The following is a 15,436-nucleotide window of genomic DNA, read 5'->3' as shown; positions in this document are numbered from 1 at the left end:
ACAGGCTCTTTTTTATTGTGAAAGAAAACCCTTGGCTAGGTCTAGGGTTCTAAAGAGCTTTCAGCGTGGTATTAAAAAAACTCTTCCGAGGTGCTAAAAAATATTTGGTTCGCCAACCAATATTTTTGCATTTGGAGGAGCTTTAATGTAAACAGACACTAATAAGGCTATAGCTTACAGAAGAAAAACTAATTCTTCATATATTCTGGGATTAGAACAATAAAATTAGAATAACATCGTGATAAAGTGTTTAGATAACTTTAATAATAGGGTATAATTTACGGAATAAGGTGAATTTTTCAATAAGAGGGTTTTATAGAAACGTAATTTAATCCTAGGGGCGTGTTTTGGTTGAGTAGAAAAGAAATACAGGTTACACGTATGCTAGAGTTTTTTATAGATGCTACTGCACAAATTATCAAAGAAGAAGGAATTGAAAGTGTAACTGCTCGGAAAGTAGCTGACCTGGCTGGGTATACTAGTTCGACGATTTATAATTATTTTGATGAGTTATCTCATTTGGTGTTTTTTGCCTCATTGAGATTTTTAAAAGATTATATAAAGGAATTATCCGTTTATATTGATAATGCTAATGGACCCATTGATAAATATTTATCAACTTGGGAATGTTTTTGCAAGCATTCTTTCAACAACCCTCAAATTTTTTATACGATTTTTATTTCGAACTTGGGTACGGAGCCAAATGATCTGTTGAAGAGATACTATACAGTATATAAGAGTGATCTAATTCAACTTCCTGCGGAAATTAAGATGCTTGTTTTAGAAAATGATTTATCGAAAAGAAGCAAGGCGATGATTCAAAAAGCCATAGATAGTGGGGAATTGACAAGTAGAAATATAGAAATGATTTCGGAAATGACGATTCTGTTGTGGAAAGGAATGCTGACAACTATTTTGAATAATCGGCTAAGCTATTCACCCGAAAAGGCGACAGAAGTAACAATGGGATATATACGGGAGCTTATTCAAAACTATACAAGTAATAAAAAGTAAAAAAATCATCACATTAGTATACGTTGATACTGATGTGATGATTTTTTATAAATTCATTTATTTAGTTTTAAATGCATTAACCACAGGTTGTAGTTAATACGTCCGATACGGTGATTTTCTCGGGCTTCCCCTTTACTAATAAAATAATAATGCCCTCTCTTTCTTTCACCTCAAACGTTTTAATTTTTACTTTTGAATTGAATAGAGAATGGCCATCCTTCATATCAAAAGCCCAGCCGTGTAAAGGACATCTAACTACTTGGTTATGGCATCCGTATTTATATTTATGTGGTTCAGAAGATTCCATGGCTCCGGATATACTTCCAAATTCTAACGGTGCCCCTTGATGTGGACAATAATTTCTAAAAGCATATAAGTTATTATCTGAATTAACAACAACAACAGATGTATTATTAAATTGTATTACTTTACGCTTTCCATTCGTTAACTCATCCGCACTACAAACTGTAATTTCGTTTAACGTTTTATCCTCCACTGTCTTTTCCTCCTTTAATCCTAAAACCTGTATGTTTTCAAAGCATTCTCATAAAAGATTTTCTTTTTAAGATCATCAGGAAAATGGGCGAAGATTCTTGTATCATACTCTCCATCCCAATGAGGATAATCACTCGAGAACATAAGCATATCCTCTGCACGAATCATTTCTATTAAAGTCAGGATATCTTTTGGATGGAATGCTTCTTCAAATGGTTGTGTGGCCAAGCGAATATTTCTTCTGATATATTCACTCGGTAGCATTTTTACCCAAGGAATCTCGTCACGGAGTGATTTCCAATCTTTATCAAGCCGCCACATTAAATGAGGCATCCAGGAAAAACCGTACTCCACAAAAACCACCTTTAGTTTAGGGAATCTCTCAAAAACGCCTTCACATATTAAACTATTAATCTGTCTAATCGCAACAAGAGATAACGAAGTATGCCATTCCATATAAGTTGAGGCTGGTCCAATAAATTGCGCAGGTGCATATTCTCCTGAAGCCTCGGAATCTGGATGAAGAACAATTGGAAGACCATATTGCTCCGCTATTGCGTAAATTGGCCAAAAATGGCGTTTTCCTAGCGGGATATTGATGTTTTGTAAATTAATCCCAACAATCCCTGGCTTCTTCCCAATACGCTCAATTTCTTTTACGGTTGCGGTTGCATCAACGGTAGGGACGACCATATCCATTTTGAATCGATCGTCCACTGATACCCATTTGTCGTACAAGTAGTCATTAAATGCTGAACTGTAAGCAATAGTAACGTCTACATTATGATAAGAACTCATGGTTCCATGGCCTGCATTTAAAATTCCATAGGTAGTATTAAAGCGGTCAAACAAATCGGTTCCGACAAAATATGGATCAGATCCTGGTACTCCACCGGAAGGCGTCATCGCATCCATTCGTAAAACATGATTAGGATTGTGATATCTAGCTTTAGGAAAATCAAAAGCTCCTGCTGTTTGGTTTTTTAAAAAGTCGTTATTAAACTTTCCAAAACTCATCATCTTGTGTAACCATTCATCTGAATAGGGAATTAATTCATCTAGCGAAGGAAGGAAACAGTGTACATCACAATCGATTAAATTCACAGTCTTTTTCGTTTTAGGTTGTATTTCTTCAACAGACGTTAACAAATTCAACACCTCTTTTTTATTGTTATTGGTTATCCGCTCAGTTATTTTGAAGACTTATAATCATGTCAACTCTCATTCTGATTAATATCGCCCCCGAAAGACTAAGCGGTTTCGACATCTTTCAAAAAATTACCCATTTCCATAGTTTTGAGTATTCTTGACTACATTCTTTTAATGAACATGTTCATTTATAAAAGGATGTTACCACACGATCAAAAGGAGTGCAATGGGTTATTAGAAGATTTAGTAAATTTCGAATTCATTATTTACAAATCCTTTTGCGTGATATATATTTAAAATCAAATGAATCTGTTCATAAAAGAAACATATTCATGACTAAAAAGGAGGTAGCCATAGTGTTAATAGGATAAACGATATTTAAAGGGAGGAATGAAAAGAAAAAATGGCTGAACTTTCGCATTAATTCAGATCTTGATACGATTTTGTTTTTTATATATTACAAAAAATGAATTTAAAGAAGGGGGCACAAATTTATGGCAAAATCAATGATAACGCTCGATGATGCTCCGCTAAATAAATTTCACTTTAAAATGACAGCCCTTACATTTGGCGGACACTTTACCGATGGATATGTCTTAGGGATGATTGGCATTGCTCTCACTTTACTTACACCTCAAATGGACCTAAATCCGCTTTGGATTGGTCTTATTGGAAGTTCAGCGTTAATAGGGGTCTTTTTAGGAAGTTTAATTCTTGGCAGGATAGCAGACATCGTGGGCAGACAAAAAATATTTGCCTTAAACTTTGTTATTATTGTCCTTGCTTCTATTTTGCAATATTTTGCAGATAGTGCAGTTGAATTGTTTATTTTAAGAGTCCTGATTGGCTTTGGCCTTGGAGGGGATTATAGCGTAGGACATACAATGCTTGCGGAAATTTTGCCAAGAAAAAATCGAGGAGCCATACTCGGATCCTTTAGTGTTGTATGGACATTTGGTTTTGTACTGTCAAATGTGGTTGGCTTCACTTTACTCACTCTCGGCCCCGATGCGTGGCGCTGGATGCTTGTGTCTTCGGTATTGCCGGCTTCACTCATTTTAATTATGCGAATCGGAACACCCGAATCCCCAAGGTGGTTAATTAACAATGGTCGAGTTGATGAAGCAAAAAAAATAGTAAAAAAATATATTGGACAAAACATCGCTCTTGATGATGAAAAGCCTGCTGAAACAAAAGGCAATTTTGCTGAATTATTTAGTAAAAAGATGAGAAAACGCACAGCCTTTAACAGCATTTTTTATGTCTGTCTAGTCCTTCCATATTTTGCGATCTATACTTTTCTCCCATCAATATTAGACACAATGGGGCTGAGTGAGGGATTTGGAACTGATTTATTATTAAATTCAATGCTTATTATAGGTGCTTTACTTGGGATTCTTTTTACAATAAAGTTTTCTCGCAGGGGATTCTTAAACGGATCTTTTATCTTTCTAAGTGTTTCCTTACTGTTATTAAGCGTTCTTCCAAGCGGATATTCCATCCTTATGATTATTACATTTACTGCCTTCACCTTAATATTGTCTGCAGTCAGCAATCTTACTGCTGCAATCCCTCCAGAGAGTTTTCCGACATCCGTTCGTTCTTCAGGAGTGGGTTTTGCCACAGCTGTTAGTAGGCTGGGGTCAGCAATAGGAACATTTCTTCTACCTATTAGTGTTTCTAATTTCGGAATTCAATCTTCAATGCTTGCGCTTACTGGGGTTCTTGTCTTCGGTACAATTGTCTCATTAGCTTGGGCTCCTGAAACTAAATCACTTACGCTTAACGAGGCAAGTTCTACTGATGATCAGGATAGCTCAACAAAAATTGCTTCTACGAAGGAGATACGAGTATAGTCAGCAAGTTAATGGAGCCAAACAATTTAATAAAAACTATATGCAGTATTAAATATTCTTAGTTTGAACTGTATAAAGCAAAAATGCCGATAAAGTGTTCGGCATTTTTGCTTTTATTAATAAGCCAAAAGCAATCCATGGTGGTTTCCGGATGAAAAATGTAAATAGAGGAAAGTTGTTTAAAGAGCAGAAGGAAACAGGGCAAAGTTTTTGAATTGCTGAAACCTCCCTTTTTAAACCTGGATTCATCTGAAAATTTGCTTAGGACGGTCAAGGATGTTGATATTATAATTATCGATAAGTTTATGCTTCTAATAATGTAGGGGTAGCGACTGTTTAATCTTGAAAACGAATTATATTCTCCATAAAAACATTCATGATTTTTCCACTCACGCCAATATGAAAATTCGCACTAGTCTCATTACTAAATGAAGAAAATATTAGTAATGATAATACTAAAATAGTAGAAACAATATTTACAAATTTCCTAAACACATAAGTTCCCTCCCAATAATATGATGTTTCCTTCTAAATAAAGTAATCCAGCGTACTATAACACCAAAATATTGGAAATAAAAGCACTCATGACCTAATATCGTGAAAATTGTGTGAAACAATGCAGCTAGCTCATTTGCATCGTTGGGGCATAAATATATTAACGAAACTTTAATATGTTAGTTACGCTCTCTTAATTCTTCTGCCAACATCTTCATAAGGAGCCTGAATATGTTGGTCTATAAATAATACTTTATCAAAGTAGCTCTTTAATAATAGCCATCTTGCCGGATACGAATTAATAAAATCCCCTATAGCATCCTCCGAATACATGATAAGGCAATCGAGATGAGGACACTTCTGCTTTAGATCATAAAGAAGGGCATGGGGATTCGAATAATAGTCATTTATTTGATGCGGATTAAGAAGAACATTCTGGATACATTTTTCTTTTAAAAACGACCTTATTGCCTTACTTTGGTATTCTAAACTTTCCTTTTTCGTAAAATTCCTCAGACTCCTGCTTTCATTAATTAAGATTATTCCATTCATTTAACACACCGCCTGCCGGATTTTTATAATCATTATCGGCAAGAAAGTTTTGAAAAATACTATTGGTTATATCGTTGCACAGTATCTTTCTCATCTGAATATACTAACTATTACATTCCCGTCAGGATGAGCCCACTTGCATCCTGTCGGGAAATTTATTACAATAATATTATAATATGATAGCTATCTGCTTAGAAAAGGAGCAGTAGTGATGTTTTAGCCCGATTGTAGAGAGTTGACGGATGGTGGAAGTCAGCCGGGCACATCATGAACTCGCCTTTGAGTTGCAAGTGTGAAAGAACAGTAATACTTGCCGTATTCCGCGTTAAGGATCAATGAGCGAGTGACAATGTCACTAATGTGGGTGGTACCGCGGGAGATTCATACATAATCCTCTCGTCCCTATTTTGGGATGAGGGGTTTTTTTAGTATTTTTTATTAGGAGGAAAAGACAATGAGCTTCAATCACCAAGAGATTGAAAAAAGATGGCAAAACGTCTGGGAGGAAAATAAAACCTTTAAGACAAGTGAAGAGAAAGGAAAGCGTAAATTTTACGCGTTAGATATGTTCCCATATCCATCTGGTGCCGGTCTTCATGTTGGTCACCCGGAAGGATATACGGCAACTGATATTCTTTCTCGCATGAAGCGCATGCAAGGATATAATGTCCTACATCCGATGGGGTGGGATGCTTTCGGTTTGCCTGCGGAGCAATATGCATTAGATACAGGTAACGACCCAGCTGAATTTACAGAAAAAAATATTAATACGTTCCGCCGCCAAATAAAAGCATTAGGCTTCTCATATGACTGGGATCGTGAAGTTAATACGACGGATCCTGAATACTATAAATGGACACAATGGATTTTCTTAAAGCTGTATGAAAAAGGGCTTGCCTATATTGATGAAGTAGCAGTTAACTGGTGTCCAGCTTTAGGAACAGTTCTTGCTAATGAAGAAGTCATCGATGGAAAAAGTGAGCGTGGCGGTCACCCTGTCGAACGTAGACCGATGAGGCAGTGGATCTTAAAGATTACAGCTTATGCGGATCGTCTTCTTGAAGATCTTGATTTATTAGATTGGCCTGAAAGCCTGAAAGATATGCAGCGCAACTGGATTGGCCGTTCTGAAGGAGCAGAAGTAACTTTCCAAATTGAAGGTCATGAAGGGACATTTAAAGTATTTACCACTCGTCCAGATACACTTTTTGGTGCGACTTATGCTGTTCTTGCTCCAGAGCATGCTTTAGTCGACAAAATTACGACAGCGGCGCAGAAAGCAGCAGTAAATGCGTACATTGATAAAGTAAAAAGCAAAAGTGATCTTGAAAGAACAGATTTAGCGAAAGAAAAGACGGGCGTTTTCACAGGTGCTTATGCAGTTAACCCGGTAAATGGCGAAAAGATGCCGATCTGGATTGCCGATTATGTATTGGCGAGCTATGGAACAGGTGCGATCATGGCAGTTCCAGCTCATGACGAGCGTGATTATGAGTTTGCAAAGCAATTTGAACTGCCAATTATTGAAGTAGTCGCTGGTGGAGATATTGAAAAAGAACCATACACAGGTGACGGGGAACACGTGAATTCCGATTTCTTGAATGGTTTGAACAAGGAAGACGCGATTGAGAAAATCCTTGCTTGGCTTGAAGAAAAAGAAGTTGGAACGAAGAAAGTCACTTATCGTCTTCGCGACTGGCTGTTCAGCCGCCAGCGTTACTGGGGCGAGCCGATTCCAATAATTCATTGGGAGGATGGCACAATGTCAGCTGTTCCTGAAGATCAGTTGCCGCTGCTTCTGCCAAAAACAACGGAAATTAAGCCTTCTGGAACAGGGGAGTCCCCACTTGCCAATATTGAAGACTGGGTGAATGTAGTTGACCCTGCAACAGGGAAAAAAGGACGCCGTGAAACGAATACAATGCCGCAATGGGCAGGAAGCTGCTGGTATTATCTGCGCTATATTGATCCAAAAAATGATCAGGCATTAGCAGATGCGGAAAAACTTAAAGAATGGCTTCCGGTCGATATTTATATTGGCGGAGCAGAGCATGCGGTTCTGCATCTTCTATATGCCCGCTTCTGGCACAAGGTTCTTTATGATCTAGGTGTTGTTCATACGAAGGAGCCATTCCAAAAGCTATTTAACCAAGGAATGATTCTTGGAGAAGGCAATGAAAAAATGAGTAAATCAAAAGGAAATGTTGTTAATCCTGATGATATTATTGAGAGCCATGGTGCAGATACTCTTCGTCTATACGAAATGTTCATGGGTCCACTTGATGCGTCAATTGCATGGTCTACAAATGGCTTAGACGGTTCAAGAAGGTTCTTGGATCGAGTTTGGCGCCTGTTCATCGAAGAGAACGGGGAATTGAATCCGAAAATCCAGGATAATGAAGAAGCAAGTAAACTGGAGAAGGTATATCATCAAACGGTGAAAAAAGTAACAGAGGATTACGAAGGATTACGCTTCAATACTGCTATTTCGCAAATGATGGTATTTATCAATGAGGCATATAAATCGACTGTTCTTCCAAAACACTTTATGGAAGGCTTTGTAAAACTATTATCACCAATCACTCCTCATATTGCTGAGGAGCTTTGGGAGAAGCTTGGTTCTACTGGCACGATCGCCTATGAAACATGGCCGGCATTCGATGAGGCAAAACTTGTCGATGATGAGGTGGAAATTGTCATTCAAATTAATGGTAAGGTAAAAGCGAAGATGTTTGTTGCTTCAGATGCCAAAAAGGATGCCCTTGAACAAATGGTTATGGACGACGATAAAGTGAAAGAGCAAATTGACGGGAAAACGGTCCGGAAAGTGATTGCTGTTCCAGGAAAGCTTGTTAATATCGTCGCAAATTAATTTAAAACATCCTCCGATTGCGTTTTCGGAGGATGTTTTTTAATATAAGCATAGGGATATCTAAAACTAACGATAGAACCGTGAAAATGGAAATGAGAGGAAGTATTAAATGGATCCTATTGAAACAATTACAACGGACGTATTAGAGAAAAAGCTAGCGGCAGGGGAAAAGTTAGAGCTTGTCGATGTGAGAGAAGATGAAGAGGTTGAACATGGAATGATTCCCGGTGCAAAGCATATCCGGATGATGACAATCCCCGAAAATCTCGAATACTTTGATAAAGATAAAGAATACATTTTTATTTGCCGTTCAGGAAATCGCAGTTCAAATGTGTGCTACTACCTTCAGGATCAAGGCTATAAGGTCCGAAATATGGTTGGCGGGATGCTCGAGTGGAGAGGGACAACAGAATAATTAATATGATGAAGCCATTCCTTTGGAAGGCTTCTTTTTACTTTATTTATCAAGTGTCATTGACCACGAAAAAGAATAATCACCGTATAAGGTAAATGAAAGGGTGTTACATTGACTGCGAAAGGGAAAATGCCCACATAAGGTAAAAGAAAGGGTGTTACATTGACTGAGAAAGGGAAAATGCCCACATAAGGTAAAAGAAAGGGTGTTACATTGACCGCGAAAGGGGAAAATGCCCACATAAGGTAAAAGAAAGAACGTTACTTGCACCACTCGTGGATAAATTAGGGTGGTTTTACACGTCAAGTAGACTTTTTTAAAAAGACAATACTTAACTTACTCATTAGATTCACTAGATGATTATAAAAATTGATTATTCTGTCAATAATGAATAAAAAGTCTTAGAGAGGATGAGTTCGTTGATTAAGGTCAAATTATTTGATCATGAGCATGAAAAAGATTTGGAGTTGGAGATGAATCGGTTTTTAGAAAGGATGGAGGAGAAGGAGCTACTGGATATTAAATATAATGTTGCCGCTGTTCAAGATCAAGAGGATGAGGAGGAACAGGTTTACTGCTTTTCGGCGATGATTATTTATCGAGCCTGATGCCTCCATCAAGCTCGAATGATTTGTTTTGAAGTTAAAAGGTCCCGCTTACAGAGAATTTGCAGATCGGGCAGCATTTATCCCGGCAAGCCTTCCAGTTACAAGTGCGGAGGTAATATTATACCCTCCTGTATAGCCGTGAATATCAAGGATTTCTCCGCAAAAAAACAAACCTGCCATACATTTTGATGCCATCGTCTGGGGCTCGATCTCTTTTACGGAAACCCCGCCGCCGGTAACGAACGCTTTATCAAGCGGGAGTGTTCCATTGACTTTAATGTGAAACGCCTTGCAGCTTTTCACAAAGTTTCTTATTTTTTCATTCGAGATATTTGCACCTTGGGTCGATGGATCGATTTGGTTTTGTTCGAGCAGGAATAACAAATATCTTTCGGGAAGAAAGCCTTTTAAGATGTTTTTAATGCTCTTCTTAGGATCATCTTTTATCATTTTTGCTAGTTCCTGAAACAATGGCTCTTCTTTTCTATCAGGAATAGCATCAATACTCATTGTTACTTCCCGCGAACCCGATTTCTTCAACGCTTTCACCACAAATTGGCTGCACCTTAAGACTGCTGGCCCGCTGATGCCAAAATGTGTGAAGATCATATCCATTTGATGTGTAATTAATGCTTTCCCTTTCGGATTCAATACGCTAAGGGCAACGCTTCTTAGGGATAATCCCTGCAATGTTTTTTCTTTAATAAAAGGCTCGGCCGAAGTGACCGGGACTTCTGTTGGGAATAATTCCGTTATCGTGTGGCCTGCTTTCTCAGCCCAAGCGTATCCATCACCGGTTGATCCTGTATGAGGAACGGACTTTCCGCCAACGGCGATGACGATCGAATCGGCTTCATACCAATCCCCATTTTTGAACGCAACAGATTTAACCTTACCATCCTCATAATGAACATCATGAATCGGACAATTCGTTTTAATATCAACCTTTAATTGTTTAAGCCTTGAAAGCAATGCATCAACAACAGATTGTGCTTTATCTGTCACCGGAAACATTCTTCCATGGTCTTCCTCCTTTAGCTGAATGCCTAAATCCTCGAAAAATTTAATAATATCTTCATTGCTGAAAAGGGAAATGGCACTGTATAAAAAGCGGCCGTTCCCTGGTATATGCTTGATGATCTCGTCAACTGGAAGCCTATTTGTAACATTGCATCTGCCACCGCCCGAAATCGCAAGCTTTCTGCCCAACTTGTCCCCTTTATCAATAAGCAGAACCTTAGCTTTCTGTTCGGCTGCTCCAATCGCGGCCATTAAGCCAGATGGTCCCCCGCCAATCACAATTACATCATATTTCATTCGTTCACCAACTTAATCAATTCTTTAAAAATAATTATAAACGATTTGTGAATATATTCATAACATCGTTCAATCCTATTGTTTGGTGTGAGGAATATCATACGTTTTTATATTTCAGTCTTTTATAGTGGAAATGTCACTAACTCTTATTTCATGAGCGGGCAGGAAATTCCTCGCGTCTAATAGAAGATTACCTTTAACACTGTTAGCAAGGAGGTAACCAATGAATAATTACATGTCCGTTGATATTACATATAATGCTGGGCCAACCGGATGTGGAGAGCTTATCATGAATTTATTTTTAACGATGAAAAAAATGCACGATGGCGAGATCATTGAAGTAATTTCATATGATCCTGGTGCACGTGAAGATTTACCCGCATGGTGCCGAATGCAGCATCATACCTTATTAAACCGTTTAGATGAAGGAAAAATCAGTCATTATTTTATAAAAAAGGGAATCTAAAAACAAACATTGGAGGAATTGAATATGTCAGGAAAATTCGCAGTAAGTATTACTAGTGGTAAAAACGATACAGATAAAGCAACAGTAGGATTTGTAGTTGCGAATGCAGCAGTTGCTTCAGGGCAGGAAACAGTCGTATTTTTAAACGTTGAGGGTGCTTATTTAGCCGAAAAAGGCTATGCAGAAGATATTCATGAAGAAGGATTCGCGCCATTACAGCAATTAATGGATCAATTTGTGGAAGCAGGCGGGATCATTTGGGTTTGCAGTCCTTGTTATAAAAAAAGAGGGCTATCTGAAGACAATTTAATTGAAGGTGCAACAATCGTAGGTGGAGCAAGATTAGTAGAATTCCTTACACAAGGAGCGGCTTCCATCACTTATTAATTTTTCCAAAAGGAGGAAGTCGTCTTGATCATTCCTGAAGCTGTTTGTGATGGTGGAGACCTGGATTGCGGATCAGGTCTTTTATTAATCATCAATAAAAATATGAATCCTCTTAAATCGGGACAAGTTTTGGAAATTAGAAGCAGAGAAAGAACAGTTGCCGATGATTTGCCAGCGTGGTGCCGAATGGTTAAGCATGAATTTCTAGGATCAGAACGTGGTGATAACACGGTCAGATATTTTGTTCGTAAAGGTCAGAAGCCATCCGAATTAGAAAAGGATCTTGATGCGGCTAAGGGATACAACTGGAATGTTCGAGTGCAGGGGGAGAAGGATTTAAAGGCGAGGGTATATGCGCGTAATCATCGTTTTTATTCGGGACAGCCTGCGGAATTTAGCTCTCATGTGGATGCGCCAAGTTCGATTGATTATTTAATAGCATCCCTTGCAACGTGTTTAACAGTTGGTTATAAAGCCCACACTTCAAGAAGAAACGTTATTGTTGACCAAATCGAAATATCACTAAAAGGCTCCATCGATAATATTTTATATCATATGGAAATAGAAGAAACGGGAAGTCCAAGCATAAAACAGATTTCCGGTACGTGTTATGTTTCTTCTTCTGCGGATGAAAGGTTATTGGAAGAGATCTGGGGAAACACGTTGAACAGATCACCTATCTATCAAACTTTAAAGAAAGCAGTTGAAATCAAGCTGACTTTTTCCATTGTTTATTAGGAGGATTTAAGCATGGGACATAAACTCTTTCCTACAACTGTCATTGGCAGCTGGCCAAGACCAGTTGAGGTGCAGAAGGCAATGAGAGAAAAACGAGCTGGCAGAATGACAGAAGAAGAGTTCCAATCCGTTGCTGATGAGGCGATCATCAAATGTCTTCGTTTGCAAGAAGAGGCTGGCGTAGATATCGTTTCAGACGGGGAGCAAAGAAGGGATAATTTCATTTCCTTCGTAGCTGAACATTTGCATAATGTAAAAATGCTGACGGTTTCAGAACTGCTGGAATACGTAGAAGATAAAGCAAGCTTTGAAGAAATACTTGGTACGCTTGATGTTCCAGCCTTTTCACTTTCAAACCCAGCTGCAGTAGGGAAAATCAGCCGCAAGAAACCGCTGGCATTAGATGATTTTCGCTTTCTGAAGAGGCATACGGATAAAAAAATCAAGGTTACGCTTCCTGGGCCATACCTTTTAACAAGATCCATGTGGGTCGAAGGATTATCAAAAGATGCCTATCCGACGAAAGAAGATTTGGCACTAGATATCGTTCATGTATTAAGGGAGGAAATGGAGGACCTAATTGCTGAAGGTGTTCATTTTGTTCAATTCGACGAACCAGTTTTAACAGAGCTTGTATTCACTCAAAAGAATGCTAATCGCACATTTATGTGCGGTGCATTGACGGCCAAAGCAGATGCGGAGGAAGAAATCGAATTTGCACTTGGGTTAATAAATAGTGTCATGAAAGGAATGAGGGGCAGAGGAACGAAATTTGGGGTTCATATTTGCCGGGGGAACTGGAGTACGCAAGAACATGTTCTTCTGAAAGGCCCTTATTTTCCGCTGATCCCTTATCTCTCAAGGGTTGATATCGATCAGCTTGTTCTTGAGTATGCGACCCCAAGAGCAGGTGAAATCGAGGCGATTAAAGAGTTTTCTCATGTAGAGATTGGGTTTGGAGTCGTAAATCCAAGAACAGATGAAATCGAGAACGCTGAAGAGATTGTGGACAAGATTAGTCAATTGTTGAAAATATTACCGCCAGAAAAAATTTACTTAAATCCGGATTGCGGATTTGGAACCTTTGCCCAAAGACCGATGAACAGTGGAGAACTTGCTTTTCAAAAATTGAAAGTAATGAGTACGGCAGCGAGCCTGCTAAGAGACAGAGTTTAGTGTTGAATTCAGAAACAACCGGGTCTAGTTTTGCAAGTTAATGTACAGGAAAAAGAAGCCAGTAATCATCACTGGCTTTTTCGCATTTAACGATATTGATACGGAGTAGCTCCACTCTAGGTAGCAATCCTGAAAGAAGAAGAGTAAACTACTAATGTGTATAAAAAAATCATCTGATTCTACATAGCATGTGGTAAAATTGTATTTTGCAATTATATTTTTTCTTTTTTATCTATGATTAACAAGGCGGGATTATATGTCATCTAAGCTTTTAAGGGGTACCTTTATACTAACCCTAGGGACGATTATTTCGAAAGCTCTCGGGTTATTTTATGTGATTCCTTTTTATCATATTGTAGGAGATGAGGGGAATGCTCTTTATGCTTTTTCCTATATTCCATATACCATATTTATTAGTATCGCAACAGCAGGTGTACCATTAGCGGTATCAAAATACATTTCAAAATATAACGCCTTGGAAGAGTACGCGGTAGGGAGAAAGCTTTTTAAATCTGGACTAATTATTATGTTGTCTACCGGAATCCTATCGTTCCTTGCACTATATTTCTTAGCTCCGATCTTAGCGGAATTCATAATTCCTGACAATGTCGATACGAATGTTAAGGATGTAACTACCGTTATCCGGGCCGTCAGCTTTGCTCTAATCGTTGTTCCTTTTATGAGTCTGATTAGAGGCTTTTTCCAGGGATATCAGTCAATGGGTCCCTCGGCAGTATCACAGGTCATTGAACAGATTGTTCGTATTGTTTTCGTACTTGCTGGTGCATATGTCGTTTTAAATATTATGAAAGGCAGCCTTGTTCAAGCTGTAAGTGTAGCAACTTTTGCGGCTTTTATAGGTGCTATCGGCGGTTTAGCCATTTTATTATGGTATTGGTATAAACGAAAGCCTTACTTGGACGAATTGCTCATCAATGATAAAGGGACAATGGATATTTCTTTAAAGGACATGTACAAAGAAATTATCGTTTACGCAGCTCCCTTTGTATTTGTAGGGATCGCTAACCCGCTATTCCAATTTATTGATCAATTAACCTTTCTCAGGACGATGAAATCGATTGGGCTGGCCAAAGAAGCCGTTTCAGCTTTTGCAGTATTAAATATGCAAACGCATAAGCTTGTCATTATTCCGGTATCCTTGGCGACTGCATTTTCTCTTACATTGGTTCCCAGCATTACAAAAGCCTTTGTCGAGAATGACCATTCAAGTTTAAACAAGCAATTGAATCAGGCTTTTCAAGTGTTATTATTTTTAACTCTTCCAGCTGTAGTCGGGCTATCTTTATTGGCAGAGCCCATATTTACATTGTTTTATGAGCACAAGGAGCTCGGTACAGAGGTATTAAGAACGTATGCCCCAGTGGCGATATTATTTGCCTATTTCTTAGTAACTGCTGCAATATTACAAGGGATTAACGAACAGCGCTTCACGGTCCTAAGCTTGCTTGTCGGATTATTACTGAAATTAAGCTTAAATATCCCGCTCATCAAACTAATGGAGACACAGGGTGCTGTTTTGGCGACAGCTATTGGTTATATGGCTGCTATATTCATTAATTTATTTGTAATCAAAAAATTTGCCGAATATCCGTTCAGATTTGTGGTTAGAAGGGGTTTACTTATCGTATTGTTCACGTTCGTTATGTTTATTGGAACTGGAACGATGTACAAAATTCTCACTCTTTTCTTATCACCGGCATCAAGCTTCCAAGCCTTAATCATTGTGATTATTTGTGCAGTCGTCGGTGCAGGCATTTATTTCTATTTAAGCTTTAAAACGAGGCTCGTTTACTTCTTATTTGGGGAGAAAGTCGACCGTGTAATGAAAAAATTAAGGCTGCGATCATTTTCCTAAAAGCAGATTGGGACTGTTGA

14 protein-coding genes and 1 other annotated feature are annotated in these 15,436 nt (G+C 38.4%); of the genes, 10 read left to right on the top strand and 4 right to left on the bottom strand.

Annotated elements, in window-relative coordinates; all coding sequences use genetic code 11:
• Positions 1-342: 342 nt before the first annotated feature.
• Positions 343-1,014 (top strand): TetR family transcriptional regulator, encoded by a 672-nt coding sequence (locus tag BGM26_RS12495; protein ID WP_483297778.1) that lies wholly within the window; start codon positions 343-345, stop codon positions 1,012-1,014.
• A gap of 76 nt (positions 1,015-1,090) precedes the next feature.
• Here BGM26_RS12495 and BGM26_RS12490 read toward each other — a convergent pair whose 3' ends face one another.
• Both BGM26_RS12490 and BGM26_RS12485 read right to left on the bottom strand, forming a co-directional pair.
• Positions 1,091-1,510: a Rieske (2Fe-2S) protein gene (locus BGM26_RS12490; RefSeq protein ID WP_217040136.1), complete on the bottom strand. Its 420-nt coding sequence runs from the start codon at positions 1,508-1,510 to the stop codon at positions 1,091-1,093.
• Positions 1,511-1,530: 20 nt separating this feature from the next.
• Complete coding sequence (locus tag BGM26_RS12485) at positions 1,531-2,658, bottom strand: amidohydrolase family protein (protein WP_217040135.1); 1,128 nt, start codon at positions 2,656-2,658, stop codon at positions 1,531-1,533.
• Positions 2,659-3,152: 494 nt separating this feature from the next.
• Between BGM26_RS12485 and BGM26_RS12480 the strand changes: the two genes are divergently transcribed.
• Positions 3,153-4,514 carry an MFS transporter gene (locus BGM26_RS12480; protein ID WP_217040134.1) on the top strand — a complete coding sequence of 454 codons (1,362 nt, stop codon included), beginning with the start codon at positions 3,153-3,155 and terminating at the stop codon, positions 4,512-4,514.
• 678 nt (positions 4,515-5,192) lie between these two features.
• On the opposite strand, the gene BGM26_RS12475 is transcribed toward BGM26_RS12480, so the two are convergent.
• On the bottom strand, positions 5,193-5,561 hold the full coding sequence (locus BGM26_RS12475; protein WP_217040133.1) for a hypothetical protein: 369 nt from the start codon (positions 5,559-5,561) through the stop codon (positions 5,193-5,195).
• A gap of 183 nt (positions 5,562-5,744) precedes the next feature.
• Positions 5,745-5,968: a binding site (T-box leader), on the top strand.
• Between the two features lie 47 nt (positions 5,969-6,015).
• On the opposite strand from BGM26_RS12475, the gene leuS reads away from it, so the two are divergent.
• The 3 genes from leuS to BGM26_RS12460 all read left to right on the top strand — a co-directional run bounded on the left by leuS (position 6,016) and on the right by BGM26_RS12460 (position 9,456).
• Complete coding sequence (gene leuS, locus BGM26_RS12470; protein WP_217040132.1) at positions 6,016-8,433, top strand: leucine--tRNA ligase; 2,418 nt, start codon at positions 6,016-6,018, stop codon at positions 8,431-8,433.
• 109 nt (positions 8,434-8,542) lie between these two features.
• Positions 8,543-8,848 (top strand): rhodanese-like domain-containing protein, encoded by a 306-nt coding sequence (locus BGM26_RS12465; RefSeq protein ID WP_217040131.1) that lies wholly within the window; start codon positions 8,543-8,545, stop codon positions 8,846-8,848.
• A 419-nt stretch (positions 8,849-9,267) separates the two neighbouring features.
• Positions 9,268-9,456 (top strand): sporulation protein Cse60, encoded by a 189-nt coding sequence (locus BGM26_RS12460; protein ID WP_217040130.1) that lies wholly within the window; start codon positions 9,268-9,270, stop codon positions 9,454-9,456.
• A gap of 48 nt (positions 9,457-9,504) precedes the next feature.
• Here the strand turns inward: BGM26_RS12460 and BGM26_RS12455 are convergent, their stop codons facing one another.
• Positions 9,505-10,773, bottom strand: coding sequence for a BaiN/RdsA family NAD(P)/FAD-dependent oxidoreductase (locus tag BGM26_RS12455; RefSeq protein WP_217040129.1), 1,269 nt, complete (start codon positions 10,771-10,773; stop codon positions 9,505-9,507).
• A gap of 223 nt (positions 10,774-10,996) precedes the next feature.
• Between BGM26_RS12455 and BGM26_RS12450 the strand changes: the two genes are divergently transcribed.
• The 5 genes from BGM26_RS12450 (at position 10,997) to BGM26_RS12430 (ending at position 15,416) form a co-directional block, all read left to right on the top strand.
• Positions 10,997-11,239, top strand: a complete 243-nt coding sequence (locus BGM26_RS12450) for a sulfurtransferase TusA family protein (RefSeq protein ID WP_254119255.1) — start codon at positions 10,997-10,999, stop codon at positions 11,237-11,239.
• A gap of 24 nt (positions 11,240-11,263) precedes the next feature.
• A complete protein-coding gene (locus tag BGM26_RS12445) occupies positions 11,264-11,626 on the top strand; it encodes a DsrE family protein (RefSeq protein WP_217040128.1) in 363 nt (120 codons plus the stop codon).
• Positions 11,627-11,650: 24 nt separating this feature from the next.
• Complete coding sequence (locus BGM26_RS12440; protein WP_217040127.1) at positions 11,651-12,364, top strand: sulfurtransferase TusA family protein; 714 nt, start codon at positions 11,651-11,653, stop codon at positions 12,362-12,364.
• 12 nt (positions 12,365-12,376) lie between these two features.
• Positions 12,377-13,540, top strand: a complete 1,164-nt coding sequence (locus BGM26_RS12435; RefSeq protein ID WP_217040126.1) for a cobalamin-independent methionine synthase II family protein — start codon at positions 12,377-12,379, stop codon at positions 13,538-13,540.
• 256 nt (positions 13,541-13,796) lie between these two features.
• Positions 13,797-15,416 carry a putative polysaccharide biosynthesis protein gene (locus BGM26_RS12430; protein WP_217040125.1) on the top strand — a complete coding sequence of 540 codons (1,620 nt, stop codon included), beginning with the start codon at positions 13,797-13,799 and terminating at the stop codon, positions 15,414-15,416.
• Positions 15,417-15,436: the final 20 nt, after the last annotated feature.

The organism is Bacillus sp. FJAT-29790 (assembly GCF_019039215.1).
In the GTDB taxonomy this organism is placed as follows: domain Bacteria; phylum Bacillota; class Bacilli; order Bacillales; family Cytobacillaceae; genus Cytobacillus.
This window is presented reverse-complemented; position numbering and strand designations above follow the sequence as displayed.

What these genes read in the sequence shown, in the direction of transcription:
- BGM26_RS12430 (WP_217040125.1), top strand. Translation starts at nt 13,797, where the DNA reads ATGTCATCTAAGCTTTTAAGGGGTACCTTTATACTAACCCTAGGGACG.
- BGM26_RS12455 (WP_217040129.1), bottom strand. Translation starts at nt 10,773, where the DNA reads ATGAAATATGATGTAATTGTGATTGGCGGGGGACCATCTGGCTTAATG.
- BGM26_RS12450 (WP_254119255.1), top strand. Translation starts at nt 10,997, where the DNA reads ATGAATAATTACATGTCCGTTGATATTACATATAATGCTGGGCCAACC.
- BGM26_RS12475 (WP_217040133.1), bottom strand. Translation starts at nt 5,561, where the DNA reads ATGAATGGAATAATCTTAATTAATGAAAGCAGGAGTCTGAGGAATTTT.
- BGM26_RS12480 (WP_217040134.1), top strand. Translation starts at nt 3,153, where the DNA reads ATGGCAAAATCAATGATAACGCTCGATGATGCTCCGCTAAATAAATTT.
- BGM26_RS12435 (WP_217040126.1), top strand. Translation starts at nt 12,377, where the DNA reads ATGGGACATAAACTCTTTCCTACAACTGTCATTGGCAGCTGGCCAAGA.
- BGM26_RS12465 (WP_217040131.1), top strand. Translation starts at nt 8,543, where the DNA reads ATGGATCCTATTGAAACAATTACAACGGACGTATTAGAGAAAAAGCTA.
- leuS (WP_217040132.1), top strand. Translation starts at nt 6,016, where the DNA reads ATGAGCTTCAATCACCAAGAGATTGAAAAAAGATGGCAAAACGTCTGG.
- BGM26_RS12445 (WP_217040128.1), top strand. Translation starts at nt 11,264, where the DNA reads ATGTCAGGAAAATTCGCAGTAAGTATTACTAGTGGTAAAAACGATACA.